The 23,496-nt window shown below is 39.2% G+C and carries 17 protein-coding genes; 5 read left to right on the top strand and 12 right to left on the bottom strand.

Annotated elements, in window-relative coordinates:
* Positions 1–198 precede the first annotated feature (198 nt).
* The 3 genes from HMO_RS13550 to HMO_RS0102800 form a co-directional block, all read right to left on the bottom strand.
* Positions 199–1,167 (bottom strand): YfdX family protein, encoded by a 969-nt coding sequence (locus tag HMO_RS13550; protein ID WP_010298477.1) that lies wholly within the window; start codon positions 1,165–1,167, stop codon positions 199–201.
* A gap of 55 nt (positions 1,168–1,222) precedes the next feature.
* Positions 1,223–1,876: an HdeD family acid-resistance protein gene (locus tag HMO_RS13555; RefSeq protein WP_010298479.1), complete on the bottom strand. Its 654-nt coding sequence runs from the start codon at positions 1,874–1,876 to the stop codon at positions 1,223–1,225.
* Positions 1,877–2,651: 775 nt separating this feature from the next.
* Positions 2,652–3,188 carry a Clp protease N-terminal domain-containing protein gene (locus tag HMO_RS0102800; protein ID WP_010298481.1) on the bottom strand — a complete coding sequence of 179 codons (537 nt, stop codon included), beginning with the start codon at positions 3,186–3,188 and terminating at the stop codon, positions 2,652–2,654.
* A 680-nt stretch (positions 3,189–3,868) separates the two neighbouring features.
* Between HMO_RS0102800 and HMO_RS0102805 the strand changes: the two genes are divergently transcribed.
* Positions 3,869–4,417 carry a hypothetical protein gene (locus tag HMO_RS0102805; protein WP_010298483.1) on the top strand — a complete coding sequence of 183 codons (549 nt, stop codon included), beginning with the start codon at positions 3,869–3,871 and terminating at the stop codon, positions 4,415–4,417.
* Positions 4,418–4,599: 182 nt separating this feature from the next.
* Here the strand turns inward: HMO_RS0102805 and HMO_RS0102810 are convergent, their stop codons facing one another.
* The 4 genes from HMO_RS0102810 to HMO_RS0102830 form a co-directional block, all read right to left on the bottom strand.
* Positions 4,600–5,292: a hypothetical protein gene (locus HMO_RS0102810; protein ID WP_010298485.1), complete on the bottom strand. Its 693-nt coding sequence runs from the start codon at positions 5,290–5,292 to the stop codon at positions 4,600–4,602.
* An 86-nt stretch (positions 5,293–5,378) separates the two neighbouring features.
* Positions 5,379–5,609 carry a lysozyme inhibitor LprI family protein gene (locus tag HMO_RS0102815; RefSeq protein ID WP_010298486.1) on the bottom strand — a complete coding sequence of 77 codons (231 nt, stop codon included), beginning with the start codon at positions 5,607–5,609 and terminating at the stop codon, positions 5,379–5,381.
* 98 nt (positions 5,610–5,707) lie between these two features.
* Positions 5,708–6,367, bottom strand: a complete 660-nt coding sequence (locus tag HMO_RS0102820; RefSeq protein WP_010298490.1) for a hypothetical protein — start codon at positions 6,365–6,367, stop codon at positions 5,708–5,710.
* 833 nt (positions 6,368–7,200) lie between these two features.
* The gene (locus HMO_RS0102830) at positions 7,201–9,015 is read right to left on the bottom strand and encodes a hypothetical protein (RefSeq protein ID WP_010298492.1); all 1,815 of its coding nucleotides are present in this window, start codon (positions 9,013–9,015) and stop codon (positions 7,201–7,203) included.
* 313 nt (positions 9,016–9,328) lie between these two features.
* On the opposite strand from HMO_RS0102830, the gene parC reads away from it, so the two are divergent.
* The gene (parC, locus tag HMO_RS0102835) at positions 9,329–11,557 is read left to right on the top strand and encodes a DNA topoisomerase IV subunit A (protein ID WP_010298493.1); all 2,229 of its coding nucleotides are present in this window, start codon (positions 9,329–9,331) and stop codon (positions 11,555–11,557) included.
* Between the two features lie 351 nt (positions 11,558–11,908).
* Here the strand turns inward: parC and HMO_RS0102840 are convergent, their stop codons facing one another.
* Positions 11,909–12,871 carry a flagellar basal body FlgE domain-containing protein gene (locus HMO_RS0102840; RefSeq protein ID WP_010298494.1) on the bottom strand — a complete coding sequence of 321 codons (963 nt, stop codon included), beginning with the start codon at positions 12,869–12,871 and terminating at the stop codon, positions 11,909–11,911.
* A 446-nt stretch (positions 12,872–13,317) separates the two neighbouring features.
* Here HMO_RS0102840 and HMO_RS0102845 point away from each other — a divergent pair, with 446 nt between their 5' ends.
* On the top strand, positions 13,318–14,475 hold the full coding sequence (locus HMO_RS0102845; protein WP_010298496.1) for an F-box protein: 1,158 nt from the start codon (positions 13,318–13,320) through the stop codon (positions 14,473–14,475).
* Between the two features lie 227 nt (positions 14,476–14,702).
* Here the strand turns inward: HMO_RS0102845 and HMO_RS0102850 are convergent, their stop codons facing one another.
* On the bottom strand, positions 14,703–16,415 hold the full coding sequence (locus HMO_RS0102850; protein ID WP_010298498.1) for a hypothetical protein: 1,713 nt from the start codon (positions 16,413–16,415) through the stop codon (positions 14,703–14,705).
* Between the two features lie 69 nt (positions 16,416–16,484).
* Complete coding sequence (locus HMO_RS0102855) at positions 16,485–18,218, bottom strand: hypothetical protein (RefSeq protein WP_010298501.1); 1,734 nt, start codon at positions 18,216–18,218, stop codon at positions 16,485–16,487.
* Positions 18,219–18,594: 376 nt separating this feature from the next.
* Here HMO_RS0102855 and HMO_RS0102860 point away from each other — a divergent pair, with 376 nt between their 5' ends.
* Positions 18,595–20,190 carry a hypothetical protein gene (locus HMO_RS0102860; RefSeq protein ID WP_010298503.1) on the top strand — a complete coding sequence of 532 codons (1,596 nt, stop codon included), beginning with the start codon at positions 18,595–18,597 and terminating at the stop codon, positions 20,188–20,190.
* A gap of 91 nt (positions 20,191–20,281) precedes the next feature.
* Here HMO_RS0102860 and HMO_RS0102865 read toward each other — a convergent pair whose 3' ends face one another.
* A complete protein-coding gene (locus HMO_RS0102865) occupies positions 20,282–21,097 on the bottom strand; it encodes a hypothetical protein (protein ID WP_010298505.1) in 816 nt (271 codons plus the stop codon).
* A gap of 618 nt (positions 21,098–21,715) precedes the next feature.
* On the opposite strand from HMO_RS0102865, the gene HMO_RS0102870 reads away from it, so the two are divergent.
* Entirely contained in the window at positions 21,716–23,215 is a 1,500-nt protein-coding gene (locus HMO_RS0102870; RefSeq protein ID WP_010298508.1) for an F-box protein, read from the top strand.
* Positions 23,216–23,275: 60 nt separating this feature from the next.
* Here the strand turns inward: HMO_RS0102870 and HMO_RS16720 are convergent, their stop codons facing one another.
* Complete coding sequence (locus HMO_RS16720; protein ID WP_139016808.1) at positions 23,276–23,455, bottom strand: hypothetical protein; 180 nt, start codon at positions 23,453–23,455, stop codon at positions 23,276–23,278.
* Between the last annotated feature and the right edge of the window lie 41 nt (positions 23,456–23,496).

Below are 23,496 nucleotides of genomic sequence, written 5' to 3' on the forward strand. Positions count from 1 at the left end.
TTATAAGCTTCCTGAGCTTATCAAGAAATATGGACCTGTAATTACCATAGATTACCATCAAGAAGTTGAAAGGCAGTTGCAAGAGAAATAATTGCCCTTCCCCTTGAATATTATGATTGAGTACTTATTTGTACGGAAATAAGCCTCTCTCTTACTAACTTAAGCATCTCAATCCTTAAGACTTTATCGTGAATGATGTTAAGGTTCGAGTTTATGGAAAGATTGTCTCTTTTCTTCATAGTAATCCTTAAGAAAGACTCTAAGCTTACCTATTAACTTTTTCATCACAGCTGTAATACTTTTATTCCGTTTAAGCCGCTTTTCTAAGTCATGGACAGCCCTGTCTAAACTCTCATACTGAGAATCTTTAATCTTATTAATATAGCCCAGTTCCTTTGCTCTCTCCAGTTCGTGACGGGCATTAGCTATCAAGTTCAGCGCTGTACTTTTATCCTTTTCCTGTTCCCTTTCCGCCTGATGCAGCATAACATCAGCGTTAATTAAAGGAAGTGGGATAATTTGGTCAATAATAATTAAGGTATTAAGGGCTCTTAAGAGTACTGCTTTCGATTCATTGGCTTTTTTCTCCTCCAATAGAGATGCTGCTTTTTTAAGGGCTCTAGAATAAATCGCTAAGGGCAAAGAATAGTTACGGATATGAATTTCGCTTCGTAAGATACTAAGGAATAAGCGGCCATCTGGATAATCCTTATGCCTTACCGCCTTCTTTGCAGTTTTGCTGATCTCCTTAATTGTTTCAATATCGATGGGGGCTAAATCGATGACTTCAACACTAAAATCGGCGGGCAGCCAAGCTTCTTCCGGATGGTTAGCTAATAGGACGTCAAGTTTCCCAATAGCCCGCTCAATCGCCTCTAAAGCTTCCTGATGGTGCGCTTGGTGCAGTTCCTCTATCGCAGATCGAGTTTCTTTGATAGCTGTTGCAGCATTAGGCACAAGCATTTTCTGAGCCTTCTCTTCTACCTTCTGACGCTGGCGTTCACGTTCCTGAACGGTACTCTGTGAAATGGAGGCTTGAGCACTCGCGGGAAGTGACGGGGGATGAGAAGCATAAGCTGCCGAGATATAAATAACTAGATTTAGTCCAATATTAAGCGCTTGTCCGTTGGCTATTATGCCTTTAAAGATGGATTTGATATGTACCATAGCAAGTTCCCTATTATTAGATTTATCTTATGGAGTTGAAGCTGCTGATCTTTATCTATGAATGATCGGCAAAACTTTCTCGGGGATGTAATAAATTGTTGGTTAGATTGTGTAGCTTAAAAGCTAGAAGGGATAAGATGATCCCTGATGCGATAAAATTAGCACCAATAAGCCATCCTAGTGTTATTAAACTAATAAGCGGCTTAACCCACACTAGCACTAGGATAAGGATTCCTAAGATTGTGGACACGGTGCCATTTAAGGCCAGTAATCCCTCATGGGGAATTTCGCGTCGCAAACGGAGACCAGCATTAATTTGGCCAAGGCCTGTCGCAATAGACCAGATTGCTGTCATGGCTCCAAAGAAAACCGCAATACTTAGAGAGGCAAGCTGCGGCATAATCAGCACCGTCAAGCCAAATAAAATCCCAATTACGCCGTTTAAGACTAAAGCGCCCCATCGTTTATCTTTGGTCAGTCGGTTAATGCCGGAGATAAGAGAAACCGCACCATCTACGATCGAGTAGGCCCCGAAGATAATCGTCATTGCCACTACGGTCGTCACGGGCATACAAATAGCTAAACTTCCAAAAATCAAAGAAAGAAGACCACGTATAGCAAATGCCCACCAATTTGCTTCTAAGGAGGAAGCGCTGTTCATATAGGAAATATTGTTATAATGAGAAGTATTTTGTAAGTGTTTTCGCATGCTATACCTCCTTCATTCTAATTGTAAGGAATTTATTTCCTTCTCCTGCATTTTATGCATTAGGATAATCTGCCTATTGCAGGTGTCTTCAGTAAAGTTGAGAATCCTATCTTCACGGTGACTCTCTTTCTTCCCATTCTTAAAACAATTAAATTTAATTATTAAGACTGAGAAGCTGAGGTTAACTTGTTATTATTATATGTTTGACGCTTTATTCAGATTTATTAAATATAAAACAATAAACTACAAATATGACCTACTTCTTTACAGAGATATTTTCTCCTAACCTCATCTAGATAATCTTTCTAAAGTATTTTCTTATCCAGGTAAAACTTCTGCTCGTTTTATCTAGTACTAATAGCTTAAAAACTGATTAATTAGCCGTTACTCCTTAAGAGGTATTCATTACGCTTCTCAATTCATCCCTGCTAGGGTTTATAAGGAAAAATAATGCCTCTCTATAAATTTGCAAGATTTTACCCTAAACCGAGAACAAGGTTTTACCACTGTCCCCCTTCCGCTTTTTTTCTCTCTTAAAGCTAATCCCCTCCCGAAGCGTCTTCCAATCTTTTAAAGAAGCGGTTAATGGTGCTCACCTCCTTCACCCGAGCAATTTTGTTCCCTCCCAAGAATACTACTGTTCTCTCTTAACCTACTTCTGCAAGACCAGCAAGCAAACGCTCAGGATTAATTTTACAATATCCAAGCGATGGCTGCCCTAAACAGCTTTAAATAGGGCGTCTTTAAGACAAAGATTCCCGCTATTTTGCAGATCTCAATTTTTTGTTGAGCGATTGTGACAGGCCTGCGCTTCAAGCTGACGCTTTAACCTGTCAACTGAGAGCTTGAATTGTTCAAAAATAATATGGGCAATATCATTGCCTATTAGAGCGTAAAGGAGATGCTCAGCATCAATTTTATGGCGCCCTGCTTCCCTGGCCATATAGGCAGCCGCCTGTAATACTTTTTCAGCCTCTGTGCTCAGCTGTTCATTTAAATTATCTTCTAACTGACCGACTGAGGCGCCTGCTCGATTCCCAGACAGAATAGCAGCCCCCTTCTCTTCTATGGTTGCTCGTGTGCATCTCTTGCTAAAAGGACTGGGAAAGAAATTCTCATCAAAGAGACCGTCAAAGATGTTTAGCTCCTTGCTAGAAAGAGAGCTTAAAGGTGATTTTGCCTTGCTATAACGATCCACAAGTTGAAAATAATGGGTATCACATAATTCCATCTGCCGTGGCCACCCATTCATCACCACTTGTGTCCCTACTGTAGCCGGCTTGTTACATACTTCGCAAATATCCTCCATCATATCACAAAACTCCTCCTCTTATTAACAAACAACCAACCCAGCTAAAGAATTTTATTCACTGGTATGGCCATACATTTTATTAAGGATTGAGAGATTCTATCATCCCCTCGATATATTTAGCTCCTGCCCTCCCTTATTATTATCAATAATAATGGTGATCGCTTTTATTGCTAAATGATATAACTTATAATTTTCCCGGGGTAAAAAAAGCCTCTAACATCTATATTATGATAGGTTATTACTTAATCTGTAGCTCCATATATTTATGAAGATTGAACGATTGTTACTTTAGTGAAAGTACATCCCGATCATAGAAGAGCTCTCGTTAGAAAGAAGGTGCCTGGCTTAATGCTTGGTGCTATTTTTGACAGAGTAGAGATTGATTAGGAATATTTATCATCTGCTCGATGCTTAATAAACTAAAGATCAATAAAACCAAGAACGAATTATAAAAGCCTGTGGTGGCAGTTAATCGTTTCTTTCCTGACAGGTAGATTTTAGTTATTTCTCTCTTGCAAATAGGTGTAAATATATTATTTACTTCAAAAGAACTTATCATCTTAAAAGAACATACAGTCTAAATATAAATTTATTATAATTTTTCTATATTATGGGCGTCGGTATCTAATCAGATGAGTCAGTTTTAAAAACTTTAATAATATTAATGAGGAGAACCCTTAATGAAGAGCATCACTAACTTAATTCTTTGCTTTTTATCCTTGCTTGCAGTACCAGTCTCTGCAACAGAAGCCCCTTATGTGGTGGTCCAAGCATCTACTCCTAAATTGTCCCCGGTAGGATTTGGTTTACAAGTCCAGTTCCCTGGTACTGATCTGCAAAGTCTGCCTCAATCGATTGCTCAAGGGCTTTTTGATCGCACTAAAGCAACCGGCTATACCTTTAACACTCGCTTTCACCGTCTCCGTCAATCACAGTCGGGCAAAGTAGGAACCCTTGTCCTCAATGCGTATTCCCGTGAAGCAGCAACTTATGCTGATGGAAGTTTTGCCCTGCATCAAAATCACGAGCTATCAGTTATCGTTCTCTGTGATTTACATAAGAAAGTTGAGAGTGAAGGAAAAACTTATATTGCTGCAACCTTCCAAAAGATTGTCCATATGCGCGATAATCCGTGGGGCATATCAAAAAACGAAGAAGAGAGGGAGATATTTGAAAAAGATGCTCATGCTACAGTTAAGGCTGAAATAGAAAAAATATTACAAAAATAGCATTTTTTGGTGAGTTCTCTCAACTTGCAAATACAGCAAAGGTAGGGAGAAATCCCTGCCTTTAGTTGCTGATCTTATAGAGAGTGACCTATAATAAGCGAGCTTTTATTGAGCGTATAGACCTACTCTTGAAGGATGTGGAAAATAAAGGCTGACAATATGCTGGCAATCATTCAGCATCCTTATTCCTGCTGGGATTTCACGTATAACAATCGGGGCGAGGTTTCTGTAACTTTATCGACTTCTGCTTTATAACTGGAATAATCCGTTACCCAATCTGCGTCAGTATAGGTTAATTCATAATCTTCCTGATAATTATCTTTTGTACTTCTTTGATTTAAAAGGATTAACTTTTCACCTTTGACCTGATAATAATACTCTTTTGAACATTTACCTGGCCCATACCCTTTCGTGTAACGGTATAAAACCTTCTTAACAGGATCAAAAGCAAACTGTCCTAGCACCATACCTTTCTGGTTTATTGTCTGAGTCTCTGGATCATATTTAGGAATTGGTAAATTTATTATTTTATAGCCGTCTTTTTGGTGCTTGATTAACCAGACACTATATTCGTTATTATGCGCGCCCGCTGCATGGCCATAAACGAAAATATAATCGGTGTCTGAAAGGTTATAAATAGCAGAGGATAAACGTGCGGTAACATAGATATAGCCGTCTTGCAAATCCGGAGTCTTAAACGTTGGCAAGAAAAAAGTCGTATAACCATCAATTAGAAAAGTCAGCTGTAAAGGAATATAATCGTTAGGAATTGCATCAAATAAATGCTTTGCATCATGGGTAAAATGACGAATTTCCTTATCATACTTGGCAAAGAAATCCTTAAGAAAAGGTTGAAGAAGGCTGGGATCAGCCACAAGTGTATGAATTCTTTTAGCGTAATAATCTTCTAAAACAGAAGCGTCTTCAGGGCGCTGTTGCAGCCACTCTTGTTGCTCATGCTTTATTTTTCATTATTGAATCTCTCTTTCAAAGCTATACCATAGATTGAGTGCAGTATCTTATCGAGAGAAGCCAGATGCGGATTGTTACATATTTCTTTCTCCACCACAGTTTTTGCCTTTTTACAGTCGAAACTTGGTGCTGAAGCTAAAGCGACTGATAACGTGCTTAGCAATGAAAGCCGTAATATTTTTTCTAAAGTTTTACGAGTCCATTCATTCTTTATAAGCATGCTAATCTCCTCTAATCTCTGCCCTCATAGTAACAGTTAGGCTTTAAAAGTGGCTAGTTAATCCTGCTCGTCTTTTTATGCAGCTGCCATTACCCTTATCACTCTTCTCTGTCACTTTTCTTTCGACGCATAATTGTCCAGGGCTTGACTAACTTGGAGCGCCAAGAAGACTTTGCTTGCTGCGATTGCTGAAGTTCAGGCTTTCTTTCCTGTCCAAGCTTCATCGATTTTTTGTCCTTCGGCCGTTTAGCAACATAAGGCTTATCTAAGAATTTACGCAATATATAGGCTTTATGAGTTAATTCCTCATAAAGTCGCCAGTCAGAGCCAGTAAATGCGTCCTCTTCTTCTCTTAGATCGTGGTGAAGACGCTTAACCTTCTTATCAATCGCTAGCAGATTACTGACAAGCATTTCGTTCTGGTCAATAAGAAATTTGAGGTGAGTCTTATTAATAAGCTGGCAAATTTCGCTCGACATTTGTTCAATGCTGGCCGTGAAGGCGTCAGATTTCAAAAGCAGTACCGTTTCTTTATTGTGAAGATTTTCATTGAGCTGCCTAATAACAGCATCATTCTGCATAGCCTGATTAATAGTAAAAATGCCCGCCATAAGCAGATCATTGAGCTCAATTAATTGTTGCTGTATAGAAGTTGCTGACTCTTGCCGGCTATGTTCCGGTGCCTCCATTGCCCTAATACCGGCTAATAATAATAGTAAGGTAACCAGGCGACCATATCTCGCCACTTTAAACTTCATGCATAGCTCTCCAATTAATTTAGTTCCTGTTGTCTAAATTTAGAAAAACTTAACTAGAATTGCAAATAGGCATGACCTATTTCTTTTTCTCTATCTCTTTTCTATATAGGATACGAGGTAAGGCATTTTTTAAATCTGTAGGCTCCAAAAGTTTTCAAAGTATTTAAGCTGCCAACTCCGCTCCATGATCAAGAAATAAGATTCTCTTATAGCCGATCTCATTTTCAAAATCTCAGAGGCAGAGAATTTAATAGCTCAAGAATGTCACTGTGCTCTAGGATGCTCGATCTCTTTAAATAAAGGCAAACAATGCCCTACGCCTCTTTAAAGGTTGCCTTAGCGCTCTTCAGTGAGTGGAAGGTCAAAGCCAGCTTGATCAAACGTTTCCGCTTTCTATAGTCCCTACCCTTCGCTCATGCCTCATTTCTTTAAGATTACGGCAGCTAAATCGATAGCGTCAATATCAGTGTGTACAGTGCAAAATAATCAACCTGCTAAAGCAACACTTTCAGGCATAACTCTTCATTACAAAACTCTATCTTCCTAAGTCTTACTAGCTGCAGTTATCCTTATTAGGCTTTAAGTGCAATGGGTCCTAAGCTCTGGAAAAATATGAGGAGAAGAAAGTTATTTTTAAGGTTATATACACTTCAAACTCCCAATCAACTATTATAGAGGGAAGTAAGTGGGACATAATAAACTCCTTTAGGGTTAATAAATAATGGGTATCCCAGAAGAAACGGCTTCGGGCAGGAATCATAGACCTGCCCAAAACTTATTTTGTCATGCTTTAATATGTAAGAAATATTAAGGATATCTTTTTCTATTAAACTTTATTCTTTTAAAGCTTTTTCATAGTTATTCAACATAGAGGTATACTGGGTATGATACCAATCCCCTATCTTGCCGAATGTAGGATGCCCATACTCAGGTAGAGCTATTAAAGATGTCCCAAAGAATGACTCAACATTTTCTTTTAATTTAGTGTTAATAATTGCAATAGTTTCGAGTGCAATTTCTCTAGCATGAATCGGTTCTACTGGAAGCGGAGGAGCTGACCATTCTTCTCCGGCCCATTTTAAGCTTTTAAGATTGCTCAGAGCATTCGTATATTTATGATACAGCGTTGGAATAGAATAATAGATTTTTTTCCCTGTTTTCAGTGTTAAAATGACATCGATAAAACGTTTACTTCGTATTACTTTGCCATGTTTTATTTTATCAATGTTATCCGGGTAAACATATGCATAATTTGTTAGATATTCTTCACTCTCCTCAAGATTCCCTGAGATTTTCTCAATGATCATAGCATCTGTTAAAACAGTCGTTCCATCAATCGGAGAGGTTTCTAGCAAATCAAAAGGATTCTCCCACGCGGAGTGGCTATCGAGGTTAGAATGAGACTGGTTTTTAATATGATCTAAAATATCCTCGAACCTTACATGTTTGAAGGTATCCATAAACGCTGTCGGTGTTTCATGCAAAATCCAGAAGAAACCACTTAGAAGGGTGCGGTAGTCTTCTTTGGAAATTTTATCTGAGACTGCTTGGGAATCAATAGAGCTAAGTAAGGCAGCCAAGCTACTATTCAAGATTTGATAATGATGGGCAACCCGAGTCGCAATAATAGGGATTGCTTTCTCATAATCGATCCCGTTCTCATCAGCTTTATTCAGCAACTCAATCGCATACTGGTGTAAGGCACGACGACGATAATCTATTTTGTAATGTAAATAGTCATGAACGGTAAACCCGAGCGGGGACATGTTAACGCCATGAGCGCTTCGGCTCTGATTGGGCTTTGGAATAGCAATGAGAAAGCGGTCAGCCAATAAGCTTTCAATCATATAATGCAGTCCGAAATAATTAATTCCGAGAACAGTGAAATAAATCTGTTGAGGTAAAGCCGCTTCAAGGGCGTTATAGAGATCCTGATAAACCTCATAGTCAAAATTTGAATTAATAACATCAATATAAAGATCATCAAAAGATTTCTTAGGGGTAGGATAATGAAATTTATCAATTTGAGCATAGGCTTGGATATCTGATCTCCAAGCCTCATTGATTAATATACCATCAATAAGTTCTTCAGCTGGGCGAGGTAAATGGCAATAGAGATCTGATTCTTCCTCAGTTTTCTCACTCATGGAGGCTTGGGCTCGAAGTAAAGTGATTAAAAGAGCGTGAATAGAAACTTGTTGAGTTTCTATATAACGTTTAAGATCGCTAATGATTATGGTCTTGCCTGAGAAATCAAGTTCTGACAGATAAGCAATGATTTTCTCAGCGTAGGGAGTTAAAAATGGGTAAGGTTTAAACTGTGTGTATGCTTTTTGCGAAGCATTTTCCTGTTTTTTTGCTTCTTGTTCTAGAAAGTCAAAAAGCTGAGTTTGGTCTTCTCTAGTCAGTAACTTAGTCTCTTCTCCCTTAAAGAGCTCAGGATATTTTTTTAGTACTTGTGATTTCGTTGCTTCAGTGAACGCCCCTTCTAGAAGACCAGTACTTAAGGTATTTTCCGTTTGGGACGATCTGGAAGAAGAAGATTGTGAATTTGTTACATCTTTATCGGCACCAATTGCCATAGATATAAGGCAAGAACTTAATAAAGCAATAGAGAACGTTTTATTGAAGAAATATTTTTTACACATCTAATTATCCTCATTTTATTATAAATATTTTTTTATTTTATGTAATTACAATTATATAGAAATACAATAGTGCTCCATAAGCAAGAGCTAACTTCACTAATATGATCCCAATTCGAATAGGGTCAAGATTAAAACTGAACTTGGGCTGTATTTGGAAAGCAAGTGATTGGGAGCGTGTACTTGCTTGCCTCCTGCTTTCTTCGGGAAAAGGAAAAACCTTTAACGTTTGAATTTCTCAAGTTGGCTATTGATTCCAGGGGGGTATGTTATCATATACTAAGGATGACATTGACATAACTATAGAGCAATAATCGTGACCAAATCTGCCGAAATTATCAATGACGTTCCTTTTGAAAAAGCTTTAGGGGACCGTTACTTATCGTACGCGCTATCAACGATTATTTCTCGCTCTTTACCGGATGTGCGTGATGGCCTGAAACCGGTGCACCGCCGTCTGATTTATGCGATGCAACAGTTAAAGCTTAATCCCAACACCCCTTTCAAGAAATCAGCCCGTGTCGTTGGTGATGTGATGGGTAAGTTCCATCCTCACGGTGACCAAGCTATTTATGATGCTTTGGTGCGATTGGCTCAAGATTTCTCTGTGCGTTATCCCTTAATTGATGGCCAAGGTAACTTTGGTAATATTGACGGCGATAATGCTGCGGCCATGCGTTATACTGAAGCGCGGTTGACTGAATTAGCCGTGATGCTAATGGAAGGCATAGAAGAAAATGCCATCGATTTTCGTCCCACCTATGATGGTGAAGCTGACGAGCCGCTGGTATTCCCCGCCGCTTTCCCTAACATCTTAGCCAACGGTGCCAGTGGTATTGCAGTGGGTATGGCGACCTCAATTCCCCCCCATAACTTGGCCGAATTATGCCATGCGATGATGCACATGATCGATCATCCGGGGTGTACCGTTGCTGAACTGATGCGTTTTATTCCTGGACCGGATTTCCCTACGGGTGGCATTCTCGTTGAAACACCTGAATCCATCCTACGCTCTTATGAAACGGGACGCGGGAGTTTCCGCATGCGAGCGCGGTGGGAAACTGAGCAGCTTAAAGCTGGTAGTTTTCAAATTATTGTCACACAGATTCCCTATCAGGTTAGTAAATCCAAGCTAATTGAAAAAATCGCTGAACTGTTAACTGCTAAAAAACTTCCTCTTCTTGACGATATCCGCGATGAATCGGCTGATGACATTCGCGTGGTATTGGTCCCTAAAAGCCGCAATGTTGATCCCGAAGTCTTAATGGAATCTTTATTTAAAGCAACGGATCTGGAAGCGCGATTTTCCTTAAATATGAATGTCCTTGATGGTGGACGTACGCCGCGGGTGATGTCGCTTAAAGAAGTCTTAAAAGCCTTCCTCACCCATCGCCAAGAAGTTCTAGTCCGTCGCTCCAACCATCGTATTGAACATATTAATGCTCGCCTTGAAATCTTGGAAGGCTATCTCATCGCTTATCTCAATATTGATGAAGTGATTCGTATTATCCGCGAAGAAGATGAACCCAAAACCTATATGGTGGAAAAGTTTGGCCTTACTGATAACCAGGTTGAAGCGATTTTGAATATGCGCTTGCGGGCTTTGCGTAAATTACAAGAAATTGAGATCCGCAAAGAGCATGAAGATTTGTGCAAAGAGCGGGAGGATCTGTATAAATTGTTGGCCACCGAGTCTTTACAATGGAAACGCATTAAAGCAGACATTAAGTCTATTGAGAAGAAGTATAGCTTAGACACCGTGAGTGGGAAACGCCGAACAACTCTAGAAGAGGCGCCGTCAGCGATTGTTATCCCGATTGAAGCGGTAATTGAGCGCGAAGATGTGACGGTGGTTTGCTCACAAATGGGCTGGATTCGCTGTATTAAAGGCCATGCGGTTAACCCGGATGACATTAAATATAAAGAAGGCGACTCCATGGGCACCATTATCCAGGCTGAGACCACCGATAAAATCTTAATCTTTGCCACAAATGGAAAATTTTACACCATTGGCGTCGACAAACTGCCAGGTGGCCGCGGTCATGGTGAGCCCATCCGCATGATGATTGAGCTAGATAACACAGAAGAAATGTTAAATTTATGTGTTATTAAGCCTGACCAGAATAAACAGTTCTTACTTACCTCCAGCGATTCCCGTGGCTTTATTGTTAACTCCGATGATGTTATCGCCCAAACCCGCCAAGGCAAACAGGTGATGACCCTCGGCGATGAAGGCGCTAAAGCCTTAAGTTGCATGGAAGTCACCGGTGATATGGTTGCCTGTATTGGCGAAAACAGAAAACTCTTAGTATTTCCGATTGCGGATGTACCGAGCCTATCCCGGGGTCGCGGCGTGATTCTGCAGAAATACCGCCAAGGTAATCTCAGTGATATTAAGATCTTTAAAGCTGAAGAAGGATTAAGCTGGATTAGAAATGGCAAAAAGGTAACTGAGAAAGATCTGTTGATGTGGAAAGGCCGCCGTGCCACTCTCGGGCGTCTCGCGCCCATCGGTTTTCCGCGCAGCAACAAGTTTGAAGCTTAAAATCTCGACTTTGTGTTTAGAAAAGTGAGAGCTTTTAACTGCTCTCATTAATGGATAGATCCTATAGCTTTATAGGGAACTAAATAAGGCTAAGACAGCAAGCTAATCACGCGTACCATCCACAGTTCCTTAGGTGCTAAGGATCTTGAATCGGCTGAACTTTTTGGCTAACACGTCTCTTCTATAATTAGACGAAAATTAGTATATGTCTTCTTTCATATCAAAAAGGAGATTTATATTCTGCTAAATAAGAATCTAAAGATTTAATTATTATCCCAACGAAAAAGCTAATCTATGTAAAATCCTAATAGCTGTGCACTTTGCATAGTATTTTTTATAGCATTCATGAGCCTAGTTTTCAAATAAGGTTCGCCAGGGATTGATAATGAACTTCCCTTTATTAGTCCGTGCTATTAAAGGAATCTGTGCATATTTTTGCTGAGGACTATTTTTAAAACGTGCCCACATATATCCGTTCTCATCAATGGTTGTTCCCTCATATATCTTGGCTTCACGCCCATCAACTTCGGGGAGAGGTAGCTCAACTTCTTTTGTTACACAACGCAAACCGTCATCTCCCCCAATAAGACCAAAGTTTATATAAATTTCTGAAGCTTTAGCGTCGTTATCCCAACAAATTATAAGAGTCGGTGCAGGAAAATTTTTGATTTCATTAATACAGGATAACAACCCGCTCCTATCGAACTCTAATTTTACACCCAGATCATAAGGAGGAACAACACAAGCTTCCCCAGAAGAAGCTATTGAAACTGTCCATTGCCTAGGCATAATAGCTGTACATGTGTAAGTTATCTTCAAGGGATGTCTTATACCTAAAGAATCAACAACAGAAACTTGAGTAGTATGTTCTGTTCCTATAGGTGCAGCTTGGGGAAGAATTCCTTTAACATATATATTAGTAGTGGGCTGAGCGCCATCGGAGAGCCTAGTCGAGGAAGCTACCTGTAACAGATTGCCTAAGGAAGTCTTATTAAGCAGAGAAGGATTTTCTTCATTTAAATAGATAACATTTAAATACTGACCTAAGTGATTACGGAAGAAACCTTTATTATCTTCCTCCCAGGTTCCTACGGGGGACCAAGCCAGTTTTTTACCATTTTCTTCAGGCGTGTCACTGACAAGAAAGTATTCAGATCCCTTTATTGCAGTATGAGTTTCAATGCCAGTGTAAGTACCTATGCCAGCAGTTGCTTCCATAGATTTTACCGCAAGGTTTAAACCTGCTGCATTTATAAGACCCCCTAAAAGAATTACTTTTGAAAAGTTCTTGTCTACTTTTAATTTAGAAAGCATTATCTTTCTCCTAGTCATCAATAATCAATTGGAAACCTAAATGAAGACCGATCGCCCCCTATTACGCTCCCTCTATTAAGGACACTCGGTAATAAATCAGCCAGAATTTATGGCATGCCTCTAATTTATGCTAACATTAACTTTACTTTTTTAAAGTTTTATAAAAATCCTTAACGAGAGAAACCATTAGTCATTAGGTAGGATACTTGCTTACATCTCCCTTTTTCTTGCTAGGCAGATCAACAGAGCTAATATAAAATCTGGTGGCGTTCAAGGTAATCGCTTAAAATTAACATAAACAATTTTGCATCTTGAATAATGTTATCCCCTCAAGCCTTTCCGAATCTAATATAATGCAATCATAGAAGGTCAAAAGGGTTGATATTTACTAGCAGATCAGCTAGACATGACATCAGTATACTAAGATTTTAATTTGAATTGTATTAATGCCCCTAATAAGAAAAATATTACCATATATAATATGTAGCGTCCTGTCTATCGCTTCAGCATCAGATGACTCAGATGAAAATGATAATCTCTCTGAGCAGACCCGGTTTCCAATTTATATTCCTCGGACTGTACTGTCTGAGGCTGACCAAGCGACTCTTTTCCATGCCCCGCTCTTGGGATGGGAGGGTAACTACAAGGCTGTATGGAGAAAGCAAGCTCTCCCTACTCCCACCTTCAGGAATTCACCTCAAGATGAGGAGTTGCCAGAAAATGTGATGGTATTTCCTTTTTTAGCTTTGCCGAATGAATTATTAGCACAAATACTTTACTTTTTACCTTCCCAGGATTTCCTTCATATCAATGAAGTCTGCCAAAAGTTCTACAAGATTAGTACTAATAGTTCCGACATTAAATTACATACCCTGACTGTCTTGAATCGGATAGATCCCTATGGCATTACGGCTCAGGAGGTATCTCAGCGTTTCCTGAGCTTGCTAGACCACGGTAAAAAAACAATAAATAAGGATGACCGCAGAGAAATTCAAGCTTTCTTACAAGAGTCGGAATCCTATCTAAGCACTTTGTACGAAAACATTAAACATTTACTTCCTCTCTACCGACGATTAGGAGGCTATAAACCTAGCCAAGAATGGATACGCTTAAAAGATAATTTATCAGAATCACCATTGACCAAATATTATTTGAAATCTCGAGGGATAATTCATACTCTCACCTCAGAGGAGAGAGAAACCTATCGCCTACTAAGAAGATTAAGTAAGTATAATGGAGGGCAATCAACCGATAAAACTGATCCAATCTTATTAGACCTGATCAGTGTTGCTCCACGTCATTTTCCATGCATTCCTTATGAAAGCTTAAAAAGGATAAAACAGAAGGAGTTTAATCCATTTTCACGTTTAGAGGTCTTAGACCTTTATCCGAAGATAATAAATTATACTGAGGTAGGATTTGAGGATATTTATGCATCATATGCAACTTTTCTCAATTCTACGCTTGAGCTTTTCAGAAAGCCTAGAGTAACTAATCTGTTATCACCTGATGGCTCTTATTTTCCAGAGGATGAATCTTATTGGGAGCTACGTCTACCTTTAACTGATGTCCAGGTTATATGGCGAGGTACATCGCTTGAATAGGTAAAGCATTCCTCTTCAAGGAAGCCTCCCCTCTTTAGGGAAGGCAGGCTGGGTGCGTCTACTCTTCCTGGCCATTTTAATACCAAGCAGCATGAAGTACCGCATGGGCTAAGTAAATGGGGCTCAATAACCCTGAAGACAGTTTGCAAAGCAAGCCCTCTTCCCCTGCGCTGATAGCTATCAACTAAGGGGCTGGCTTTGCTAAAGCAATTGCCAAGTAGCTCCTTCTACGCCTCTATGCCTTCGGCCAACAATTTTACTTTTATAGCTTGATCAAGAATGTGCTTATATCTTCTAGCAGTGCCATAACAAGTTACCTTTAATTTCTTCAAATTAATATGGCTGCAAACTGTCGCCACAAAATGTTCAAAAATTTTTGAATCGTACTCACAAGCAGCTAACTTAAGTTGAAGAGAAGCAAGATAAGGTAAAGAACGGATGACCTGTGCTACCCTCTGAAGGGTATCATTATCTGTTAAGGGGTTATTAAACTCCAGCTCTTGGAGATGTATTCGATCTTGAAGAGCAAGAATTTCTTGAGCATTTAAGGGATTGCTGAGAAATAATTTTTGAGGGTGAAGATCTAGAACTTTTACTAGTGTATAGCCATCTGGCTCCCACTCAGAAGTATCAAAATAGAGCCTTTGCAGCTGCTGCATTAAATCAGCCCTAATATTACTGTGATGTTCTTCATTAAATAAGTCTCGAAGAGTAAGCATATAAGGAAGCGCACTAGAGGAAAGTTGCAGCTTTTTAAAATTAGGATTGGCGCTCAAATTCTTAACAATCGCGATTATGCTATTACGCTGTGAGGCATCCATAAAAGGATTGAAGGCGAAAACCTCAATATTCTTATTAACTTCACAGATCTCTATTAAATTCTGTAAATTGCTATTGAGAGCATCGGAACTCCGAGTGCGTAGAATTAGCCCTCTGAGATTATGGTGGCTGGATAATACACTTAGATGATGGTTATCCAATACATCATCAATAATAAAGTGATTAAAATTTAGGTCTAATAAATGCTGAAGATCTAAACCAAGAGACTTAATCTTTGAAAGGCCAAGGCCCCAATTGTTTGTAACTCGCAGCAGCTCTAATACCCTTAAGCGTAGTTCTTCCTCAAGAGGGGATTTCAGTACGATCTCTATCAGTCTTAGGACCTCTGAATGAAAGAAAACTTGTCTGCCCGGCGGAAAGCTTGCTAACATTGGAGCCACTGCCACAAAGGTGGCTGGATTGAAAAAACCAGCCCAGTGTATACGCTGTAACGTTAGATTTTTAGCTAAATCAATAATTATTTCCTGAAATATTTCATCTGTTAGTTCCGGACTTAGATCATAACCAGTATTATGTAGATGAAGCTCTGTCAGATGAGTGTTATTTTGTAAAAGATGGAGATAATTATAAGCAGTAACTACCTTTATACGTAAACGTCTAAATGGTCCATCAAATATCTCTTCCACGGTAAATTCTTCTCCCTGAAGCTCATCACCATATAGATACTTAGAATCTAAACCAGGTCGCATTTTATTAATTAGCCGCTTTTTGTCTTCGTCATCCTGAAGCTGATTAATATAGCGCCAAAACTCTAAAACTCTTCTGGCTGGCATCCCCTGAAAAACGCTCTCACACAGCTCCTCAGGTAGTCTCTCCAGAAGCCACTCTGCTAACCTGTCAAATTCAACCTTCTTGGTAATTAATTTTAAACATATATTTTTTAAAGAGTCCCTTTTAATAAAATTCTCAGGCAAACCAAAATCAAAATACTCTTTAGCTTCTAAATCTTGCTCTTCTTCAGAGAGAGGTAAAGCTTCAGCAATTTCACTTAAGCTAACAGTTGAGTTTTCGTCGTCTTCTCTTTCATTAGTCTGACCTATGGATAAGGTTAAACATGACAAGAGTATAAATACGGCTGTGTTCAATAATATTCTGTTCATTTTCTCTTTCCTCAGTAGCAGTGTTTATAACAATGCTTGGCGGTATATTTAGTGCCAAGCATCTATTCTCTACCTCACTACGCCTTCAGCCAACAATCTTGCTTTTATTGCGCGGTCAAGAACGCGCTTATATTCTATAGGAGCCCCCCAGCAGCCGACAGATAAATACCTCAAATTGATCTTACTGCAAGCTGTTGCTATAAAGCCTTCAAAAGTCTGTAAATCACATTCTAATTTGCTACATTGCATTGAAAAACACTCAAGATTAGGCAATGAACTGATAACCTTAGCAATATCTTGCAGGGCCTTATTATCTGCTGAACCCATCCAAACTCCCAACCACCCAATATGGGACGCATATTGCAGATGCGAGATTTCCACGTCGGTTAAACTGTCCTTAAAATTTAATCCCCAGGAATGAAGCTCCATAATTTCTATAAATTCATAGCCATTAGACTTCCACAAGGAAACATCCGCGGTACTCCCTTGTATTTTCTCTATTATACCCTTTCTAATAGTGCTGTGATGTTCTTCATCGAATAAGTCTCTAAGAGCAAACATGCCAGGAAATATTCCTATATCAAATTGTAGCTCCTTAAAATTAGGGATGCTGTTCAAATTCTTAACAAGTTCGATTATGCCCCTAGGTTGAGTCTCATAACTAAAAGAATTGAGGTGAAAGTATTCAATATTTTTGTTAACTCTGCACACCTCTATTAATCCGTTAATATTGCTAGCAAGGTTATTATTGCTAAGATAATTTAGGCTTACCCCTCTCAGGTTGGGATGAGTAGCCAATATGTCCAAAGTATGATGATCTAAAACACAGTCGATAAGAAAGTAACTAAAATTTAGATCTAATAAACGCTGAAGATCTAGACCATACTCAATAATTTCCGAAAGTGGAAGGACATATTCATTTTCAGGATGGACGCCTGCACGCAGCAATTCTAATACTCTTAAGCGCACCCCGTCCTCGAGAGAGGAGTCAAGGATGGCTTTTATCATTTTTGATGTTTGTGAATAAAAGAAAATATGTCTGCCTGGCGGAAACATTGCTAATATAGAAGCAGCTGCCACAATGGTGTTTGAATCAGCAAAGTCAGCACCACCCCAATATATACGCTGTAAGGTTGGATTTTCACATAGAGCAATCATTATTGGCTGAAACATCGCATCTGTTTCTTCTGGGGTTATTCGGGGCCTTTTATTAAATATATGAAGTTCCTCGAGATGCGTGCTTTTTTTCAGCAACGGAAGGTAATTAAAGGCATCAGCTGGCTTTATATCTAAACCTCTAAATGGTCCCTCAAATATTTCTTCCGCACTAAATCCATGCCTTAGCAAAACCTCAAAGTGGCAACAATCGAAGACCAAATCTAAACTGGGTCGCATCTTAGCTAGCAACTGCTTTTTCTTCTTGTCATCTTCAAACTGATTAATATAGCGCCAAAAATCTAACATTCGCTTTTGCGGCATAACATCGCGAATGCCTTCACAAAGTTCTTCAGGCAAATTCAACAGTTGAGATGCTAAACTATTAAAGCTAATACGTTCAGCAATTAAATATAAACATCTATTCCTCAAGGAGTTTCTTTGGAAAGTATACGTAGGTAAGGTAAAGTGGAAGGATGATTTATGCTCTAAAGAGTTCTGTTCTTCAGATAAAGGCAAAGCTTCAGCAATTTCGCTTAGGTTAACAGTTAAGTTTTCGTTGTCTTCTCTTTCATTAGTCTGACCTATGGATAAAGTTAGATATGAAAATAATATAAGTGCAGCTGCATGCAATACTGCTCTGTTCATTTTTCCTCCTTTTAAAAACTCTGAAGCTTAGTCTTAAGACGTAATTCGATGTTAAGTTTTTCTCGACTGCGATTAACTAGCTTATTTCTAACACAGTCTAACGTTCAATTTTATTAAATTTTAACATATATTGTTATTCTCGAGAGGGTCAATATTTGATACAATTCGCTTACCATGCTTTAAGCAGAGAGGATACCATTTCCTCAGCTGAAAGCAGAAGTTTCACGCCAACTTCCACGAAATCTTTGGCGAGCTAAATCCTTTCAATGTGAAACCTTATGTTTTAGGATATGGAAGCGTCCTAACCTTATCCAGAACGCCCCCATGAATAATATAACTAAGTTTAGGTCCATCTTTAAAAAGGAGAAAAACAATTATGATCACTGGATTAATCAAGAAATTTAAAAAGATAATGATGCTTCAGTGCCTACTCTCTAGCTTTCATTTAGGCGCTATGGAGCAGCCAAACCCCCAAGATTTACCTAAAGATAACTTATGGCAGTCCTTTATTGGCTTAGATTCATCACTGCCGATTCTAAAGCCGGTGACCATGGCGGTTGTAGAAGGAAGCTATGATATTGATATGGCTAAAGAAGGCTTTGATATCACTTATATCTCACCTCTGGTCCACCCTAAACGTTATAACTCCACCACCAAAGCATTTATCCAAAGACCGGTGCAGATGTACGATGTCAGATTAGTTGTAAACAATGTCCAGGATATTCAAGAGTATATTGACCACAATGAAAACAGAGCAGAAAGTTGGCTGAGCAGCAAGTTTATCGCCAATTTGAGAAGTGTTGCTGCAGATGCCGACCTAGTAGAAGGCGATCTTACCTCAGATTCTTGGCATATCTCCTCCGAAGAAATGAAGGTGACTCATTATGGTATTATTTTTAGCCCGACCGCCGAGAACCAATTGGTAATTACACAAGGTGATATGCTGGCAGAGAAGCCAGCTTTCATCGATAAAGCTAAAGCGCTTATTGATCGGATAGAAGCAGAACAGACTCAAGAAGAGAAGAAGTTTATTGAGCATTCAGGCTCTATTTTAGAAGTATTGAGAAGCACCTTTCCGGGTCAAGGGTTAAAGATTAAATTATTCCATCCTAGTGAGCTGTCAACCATTGCTGCTGATCCTGACGTTGACATCGTCAGCTGCTCAAGTTACCTGATCTCTCTCTCCGACAATCAAGCGAGCCTAGAAGCTTCTGAAACAAGCGGCAATTTCTACTATGATTACAATGCCTTTAATGGCAGTGGCAAAATCGTGGTTATTGCAACTTCTAATGATCATCATCAGCTGTTAGGAGAGGATAATACCGGCCTTATGAAGATCATAAGCAATGCTCAAGGTTATTTTCCTATCTTAGCTTCAACCTCATGTAGCTATGGTGAAAGTTTGCTGGGTAACTGTGGCGATTACTTCTTTAAAGGCCAGATTGATTACAGTTATCCCTATATGACAGCTCCTGGCTTCTTTGTTGATTTCTTAGAGGATAAGATTTATTTTGGCTGCTCACTTGCGGCTCCGTTTATTGCGGCCGGTGCTGCAAGATTAAAAGCTGCACTTCCTGATTTGCCGTTAGACCGTGTAAGAGAGTTTTTAATTCAGGCTGGTCGCAAGCCTGCGGATCATCCTATCTCGTCTCCTATTATCTCTCCAGAACAGAAGCAGAAGCTGATCCTTGAAGTTCAAAGCCAATTAGACCGTGACACCTCTGAAGAAAATAGTTCCCTCCAAGAACTGATCAATATTGAAATAGGGAGTGTTTCAGAACCTCTCATCGATGCCGCTTATAATACTGCCTTAAATGAAATCCGTGAACAGCATTGTTCGCGAGAGTTTTATAGCCTGACTATAAAGGATCCCCTTCTCCGTCAGCACGTCTGGGAAAACTTTGACATTAACAAGTATTATAACCACCTCGATATTGCGGCAGCTTATGCGTTAGCAAAAGAGCACGCATAACGCCTTCTTTATCAAGATCTAAATTGTTCTTAAAATATAAGAGCCCTTTAAAGGGCTCTTTTTTAAACACTATTTACCAGAGTTTTAATTGTTACTCTGTGAGCAATTTATGTAAAGCTAAGAGCTGTGCAGCTTTTGGTGTCTGCGTAGGAACTTTAAGCGAAGCAAGCTGCTGTTGCTTTCTTTCTAAATTGCTTGTTGCTATTTGCACCTTATTTTCCAGCGCCTGCTGAGATTTTAATGCATTTGCATAGCTGTAATAACCAAACGCTACCGCTTGCAATTTCTTGGCGGCCTCATAAGTTTGGAAACTGCCTTGTGGCAAGTTTAAGCATTCTTCAATCCTTCCACATACAGCATTATGGGGATGATTTAAGAGGTTAGAAGTGGTGGAGCTACCGACTTGAGCGCGAGACTCCTGACCTGCATAACCGATCAGAATGCGTAATAACTCAGCCCTTTTGGTATCGGCTAACCTGGTTCCTTGTCGCCGCTGATATTCTTGAAATACAGAGGTTATAACATCATTAGCAAGAACCTGAGCCGCACTTTTTATAGTCGCGCTTTCATGCTTTGTAGCTGCAAGCTTTGTGCGAACTTGCCCTACTTCCTGTAAACAAAGTTGTACATCTCGTTCACCCTCATTTATCTGCCCTGATTGGGACGGAGAGATAAGCTTCTCTAGAGCAAGGTCAGCGATTACTGCAAGGTCTGCTTTAATCTCTGGATCCAGCCTCTCTACGAATTCTTGCTGAGCCTGGACAGTAGGAAGCTGTGTCAGCCCCTTAAATGTCTCGAGGCGTTGCAGTGTCTCAGGGTCGCGTAGATCGGATGGCAGAATATTATCCAAATCCATGGCAACTGCACTGGTAATAAGTAAGGCTAGAGCTGCTAAAGTATCCCTCATTTTATTATTTCCTGTTATATATTCCTAGAACTTAACATATAAGAACTCATCTACCCACTTTCAAGGTTAATATTTTTATACTTGCTTCAAATATTGCCTAAGAATTTCCCAATTTTTGATAGAGTCCGGAAAGTTGGCATAGAACCTATCCGAAAAATCATGAAGTGATTTTTCTATAAATGGTGATAGCCGAAAAGAGATCTAGAAAAGCTTGAAAGACACTAATATTTTATCAAATCTGATAACAATTGGCGCGCTGGTTTCATCCAAGCAAAGAAGCGTGCGACTACTCAACGCTTGCTATATCTTCTTAAAGTTCTTCCATCTTGAGTTTTATTTTTTACTTCGGTTGTGCCACGAAATCATAGTAATCCCTTTATCTTTTAGGGCCTTAATACACGATAGTTTCCAGTATTAACCGGTTTGACCACTTAAGGGGGCGGCTCCTTTTGTTGCCAGTCCAAAAAATACTTTCAAGGGGCTTCCAATTTTCATCCTCTATCTTTATCATTCTCTTTGGTGAGGGTTAATTTTACTCAAGAATATAGTTGTTCCACCTTTTTCAAAATTAGACGCTAAGCCTCATTTCATTTCAATATTAATAAGGAATAAAACGCTATGAATCAGAAAAAATATTTATATTTATTGGCCAACTTAGCCTCAACTGTTTTTGCTATGGAACCTTCTTCAGAGCAGAACTCAAACCCTCAGATGGTACAAGAGAAAGATTATCAAACGGAGGCTAAGTTATCCCTTGGTACAATACAAGAACTGCCGCCAGAGATTTTGAAGAAAATATTCGATTATTTACCTTTAAACGATCTATTAAATTCAATGGAAGTTAGTAGAACCTTCTGCAGTGCAGGCTATAATGCTCGCTTCCAGGAGGCAATTAAAAAAGCGATTTGTTTACCAGAAAATGGGATTGATGGTCAAGGTTGGCGACCTGGTGATAAACGAGAACAAATAATTTCCCACTATTCAGAAAAATTATTTACCGGCATTAATGATGATGCCAAAAATACAATAACTAAAATTTTGAATCACTTAAAAGTTGAGCAAGTGTATGTTATCAGTAAACACATTGATAAGTTATTTTATAATTCTTTAGATGCTGCAGACCGACAATTACTTATCGAGGCAGTGGCAGAGCTTGAGGCTGAGCAAATTTACAGTATTCTTAAAAACGCTGATAAATTTTTTGATAATCTGAATGATCCTCTTGATCGCCAATTAGTTGTTAGCGCATTTGCTTGCCTTAAGCCTGAGGCAATTTTTAGTATTGCTTACCATGCGGATGCATTTTCTTTTAATAACTTTAAAATGCCAGAACGCACATCTCTCATCAGGGCATTTGCTTGTTGTAAGCCAGAGCAAGTTAAGTTTATAGCTGAGCATACTGATAAGTTTTTCACTAGTACCATGGATGGAAAGGGTCAGGCACAAATTATAGAAAATTTATCTTTTTTTACAATTGAAAAGCTGCATCTTCTAATTGAATACGCTGACGAGTTTTTTAGCTATCTTAAAGATGAGTGGAGAAGAGGATCAAGCTTCAGAAAGTTAGCTCCTTTTACTGCTGAACAATTGCAACTTATGAGTGAATATGGCGACAAGCTCATATATCGAAAAGGGGCCAGTGATTCTTGGCTGTCAGGCGCTAATGATCCTCATGATAGTTTTCGTTCCCTTACAGCCGACCATATAAAGCTTATAGCTCAACATGCCGATATGTTTTATAGCAAAAAATTACCCCTTACTAGTTTAGCATCTCTTACAATGGAACAATTGCAGATTATAATTGAAGATATGGATAAGATTTTTATCAACAATATGGGATGGCGTCATCATAAAAACATCATCAACCAATTGGCATCCCTTACTGCTGAGCATATTCATCAGCTGGCAAAGATAATTGATTCTTACTCCGACAAGCTTTTTTCCTCTTTAAATAAGGCTTATGAAACAGCTGACATTATTTTGACCTTGGCTTCTGTTAAAAAAGAGCAGCTGCCGCTTATGGCTGAGCATATAAAGGATAATTTCTTTCCTAATATGACACTTGAAGAATGGTCAGGAATGATAGAAAAGTGGAATAAAAATCAAGAAATGCTTTAAGGAGTCAGAGTTCAGCCTGCAGTTATTGAATGTGCTGCTGTTATAATGGGCATCGGCAACTTAACTAATAGCGGCTAGATGGAGGCTAGAACTGTCAACTTTAGACGCAAAAAGTTGTAAAGCCGCCTCAAGCTGAATGGGCTGGGCGGCTGAAAAAGTAAATCGTTGAGCTGAAGATTTATTCTTGTACTGACCAATTTCTATCGAAAAAATAGTACGAACATTGCTTATCTGGGACAATAATTTCTGTATCCCGGGCCTCGATCTAAAGCTGCAACTGA

Source organism: Candidatus Odyssella thessalonicensis L13 (genome assembly GCF_000190415.1).
Lineage (GTDB): Bacteria > Pseudomonadota > Alphaproteobacteria > Paracaedibacterales > Paracaedibacteraceae > Paracaedibacter > Paracaedibacter thessalonicensis.

Excerpts from the sequence above, each read along its gene's own strand:
- HMO_RS13550 (WP_010298477.1), bottom strand. The coding sequence starts at position 1,167 with ATGGTACATATCAAATCCATCTTTAAAGGCATAATAGCCAACGGACAA.
- HMO_RS13555 (WP_010298479.1), bottom strand. The coding sequence starts at position 1,876 with ATGCGAAAACACTTACAAAATACTTCTCATTATAACAATATTTCCTAT.
- HMO_RS0102800 (WP_010298481.1), bottom strand. The coding sequence starts at position 3,188 with ATGATGGAGGATATTTGCGAAGTATGTAACAAGCCGGCTACAGTAGGG.
- HMO_RS0102805 (WP_010298483.1), top strand. The coding sequence starts at position 3,869 with ATGAAGAGCATCACTAACTTAATTCTTTGCTTTTTATCCTTGCTTGCA.
- HMO_RS0102815 (WP_010298486.1), bottom strand. The coding sequence starts at position 5,609 with ATGCTTATAAAGAATGAATGGACTCGTAAAACTTTAGAAAAAATATTA.
- HMO_RS0102820 (WP_010298490.1), bottom strand. The coding sequence starts at position 6,367 with ATGAAGTTTAAAGTGGCGAGATATGGTCGCCTGGTTACCTTACTATTA.
- HMO_RS0102830 (WP_010298492.1), bottom strand. The coding sequence starts at position 9,015 with ATGTGTAAAAAATATTTCTTCAATAAAACGTTCTCTATTGCTTTATTA.
- HMO_RS0102840 (WP_010298494.1), bottom strand. The coding sequence starts at position 12,871 with ATGCTTTCTAAATTAAAAGTAGACAAGAACTTTTCAAAAGTAATTCTT.
- HMO_RS0102845 (WP_010298496.1), top strand. The coding sequence starts at position 13,318 with ATGCCCCTAATAAGAAAAATATTACCATATATAATATGTAGCGTCCTG.
- HMO_RS0102850 (WP_010298498.1), bottom strand. The coding sequence starts at position 16,415 with ATGAACAGAATATTATTGAACACAGCCGTATTTATACTCTTGTCATGT.
- HMO_RS0102855 (WP_010298501.1), bottom strand. The coding sequence starts at position 18,218 with ATGAACAGAGCAGTATTGCATGCAGCTGCACTTATATTATTTTCATAT.
- HMO_RS0102860 (WP_010298503.1), top strand. The coding sequence starts at position 18,595 with ATGATCACTGGATTAATCAAGAAATTTAAAAAGATAATGATGCTTCAG.
- HMO_RS0102865 (WP_010298505.1), bottom strand. The coding sequence starts at position 21,097 with ATGAGGGATACTTTAGCAGCTCTAGCCTTACTTATTACCAGTGCAGTT.
- HMO_RS0102870 (WP_010298508.1), top strand. The coding sequence starts at position 21,716 with ATGAATCAGAAAAAATATTTATATTTATTGGCCAACTTAGCCTCAACT.